We start from the raw sequence: 1,976 nt of genomic DNA, 5'->3' as shown, positions 1-1,976 counted from the left end.
GTGGGGCGTTAAATGGCTTGTTACGTGTACGTACGTTCTGCCAAGATGATGCTCATATTTTTGTGACACCTGCACAAATTGAAGATGAAATTACACTTGCATTAAAAATCATCGACCACGTATATCAGGTATTTGGCTTTGAATATGACATTGAACTATCGACACGTCCAGATGATTATATGGGTGAACTCACATTATGGGATCAGGCCGAGCAAGCACTTGAAAATGTATTAAAACGTTTAGGCTTCCCGTACAAAATTAATGAAGGGGACGGCGCATTTTACGGTCCGAAAATTGACATTCATATTAAGGATGCCATTAAACGTAGCCACCAATGTGCGACTGTGCAATTAGATTTCCAGCTACCGGAGAAATTTGATTTAACATATATCAACGAGGACAACGAAAAGGTACGTCCTGTTGTCATTCACCGAGCTGTCTTTGGTTCCATTGATCGTTTCTTAGGCATTTTAATTGAGCATTTTGGTGGTGCGTTCCCGTTATGGCTTGCACCAAAGCAAGTGCAACTCATTGGTGTTTCCACTGTGCATCATGATTATGTGAAAAAGGTGAAAGAGGCTTTACGTAAGGAAGGGATTCGTGTTGGAGTAGATGAGCGAAATGAAAAATTAGGGCGAAAAATTCGAGATGCCCAGTTGCAAAAAATCCCGTATATCCTTGTGCTAGGGGATGAAGAAGTCGCTACGCAAGCGGTATCTGTTCGAACTTATAGACAAGAGGGATTAGAAAAAATGGCTATTGATACATTTATTCAGCAAATAAAACAAGAAATCGCTCAGAAAAAATTGCCGATTTTAACTAAGCTATAAAGTTTCACCTAACTTTTATTAAAAGAGAAAGTTCGTTAAACCCTTTTAGTATATCTAGATAAAATGATATAAATGAAAACAGCTCATTCCTATACTAATTGGAATGAGCTGTTTGCTTAGACGATACCACATTATTTTCTCGTCCTGATAGAACAATATTTGTTGATGGTGTACCGTAAGGCATGGCTGCATCAATAAATTCCTCTAATTTTTCAATGGATGATGTAGCAATTTTCACGATATAACTAATTTCGCCAGCAACACGATAGCATGACAATACATCTGGATGGCTATAACAAAACTCTGCTAGCTTTTTGCAATTGGAGGATTTAAACAACACGATTGCTACGATGCCCCGATCAAGCTGAGATAAATCAAATTCAGTGCGATAGCCTTTAATAACGTGCTGTTCTTCAAGCTTTTTAATACGTTCAGCTACTGCTGGAGCTGATAAATGTACATGTCTCGCTAATTCTTTCGTCGTTATTTTTGCATTCTTTTCAATCTGCTGTAAAATTTGATAATCAATTGAATCCATTTCTTCGCCTTCTTCTAAAAAGTAAATAAAGGAATTTTCCGTTGAATAAAAAGAATTATTAGATAAATACCTTTTTTAAAATATATAGAAAAGTGCTTCAGTCGTCTACACTTTATGTATAGAAATTAGGAGGTAGTAGAAATGAAAAAAATACTGTTGTTATTAGCCAATGGATTTGAAGCATATGAGGCGAGCGTATTTACGGATGTACTTGGTTGGAATCAGCTTGAAGGGGATGGTTCAACGGTTGTTGTGACAGCTGGCTTACATAAAGAGTTAAAGGCTACTTGGAATTTCTGTGTGACACCGGAAAAATTATTGATGGATTTAAATTTAGATGAATTTGATGCACTTGCGATTCCAGGAGGTTTTGAAGAAGCAGACTTTTATGATGATGCCTTTAGTGAACAATTTGGTACAGTGATTCGTCATTTTAATGACCAACATAAGCCGATTGCTTCGATTTGTGTTGCAGCACTTGCTGTTGCTCATAGCGGTGTATTAAAAGAGCGACGCGCAACGACATACAATCACCCTACAAGTCAGCGTCTCGCACAACTTGCAACCTATGGTGTAGCTATTAGTAAAGATCGTATTGTAGTAGATGA

3 protein-coding genes are annotated in these 1,976 nt (G+C 37.5%); 2 read left to right on the top strand and 1 reads right to left on the bottom strand.

The features are described from left to right. On the top strand, positions 1 to 830 hold an 830-nt coding region (thrS, locus tag QI30_RS19850; protein ID WP_126992153.1), incomplete at its 5' end, for a threonine--tRNA ligase. 94 nt (positions 831 to 924) lie between these two features. Here thrS and QI30_RS19845 read toward each other — a convergent pair. Further along, complete coding sequence (locus QI30_RS19845; protein WP_126992105.1) at positions 925 to 1,368, bottom strand: Lrp/AsnC family transcriptional regulator; 444 nt, start codon at positions 1,366 to 1,368, stop codon at positions 925 to 927. Positions 1,369 to 1,509: 141 nt separating this feature from the next. Between QI30_RS19845 and QI30_RS19840 the strand changes: the two genes are divergently transcribed. After that, positions 1,510 to 1,976 (top strand): DJ-1/PfpI family protein (locus QI30_RS19840; protein ID WP_126992152.1); only part of this gene is annotated, 467 nt, incomplete at its 3' end.

The organism is Candidatus Kurthia intestinigallinarum (genome assembly GCF_003991225.1).
GTDB classification, from domain to species: Bacteria; Bacillota; Bacilli; order Bacillales_A; family Planococcaceae; genus Kurthia; species Kurthia populi.
This window is presented reverse-complemented; position numbering and strand designations above follow the sequence as displayed.